The sequence below is a fragment of the Aeromonas sp. sif0611 genome (assembly GCF_019218845.1).
Classification (GTDB): domain Bacteria; phylum Pseudomonadota; class Gammaproteobacteria; order Enterobacterales; family Aeromonadaceae; genus Aeromonas; species Aeromonas media.
This window is the reverse complement of the sequence record NZ_JAHUWU010000031.1, coordinates 1-455: the sequence shown is the minus strand read 5'-3', so window position 1 is coordinate 455 and position 455 is coordinate 1. Positions and strand designations below refer to the sequence as shown.

Below are 455 nucleotides of genomic sequence, written 5' to 3'. Positions count from 1 at the left end.
CCGCGACGGCAAGCCGATTGTATGGCCAGAAGCGACCCACGGCGCACCAGACGACCGCGAAGTGATTTCCGGCCGCAAGAAGCCATGGCGCACAGCCGCGGAGTGCATTGATTGGTCGCTGCCTTGCCCGTCGATCTTCGACACCACCGAAGAGATCTGGGAAAAGTATCAACTCAGGGCCATTCGTCCCCTCGCCAAGAACACAATGGCTCGAGTTGCTCGCGGCATGAAGCGCTACGTCCTCGATGCCGAGCGTCCATTCCTCGTCCAGACAGGGTACGGTGAGCGGGCTGGGCAGGCCCCGCGAGCTATGAGCGTTGACAGGCCCCTCGGCACGGTGGTTGCCAGCGGAATTAAGCACAACGTCGTCACGCCGCACCTTTCGGCATTCTATGGGCCTGGCGACGGAGGCAAGGATCGTTCCGCCAGCGTTGAAGAGCCGGTCAGGGTTGTAA

At 62.0% G+C, this 455-nt stretch carries 1 pseudogene; it reads left to right on the top strand.

The annotated features are described in order from the left end of the window. Positions 1–455, top strand: a pseudogene (locus tag KW824_RS20625) (DNA cytosine methyltransferase); the annotation flags it as partial.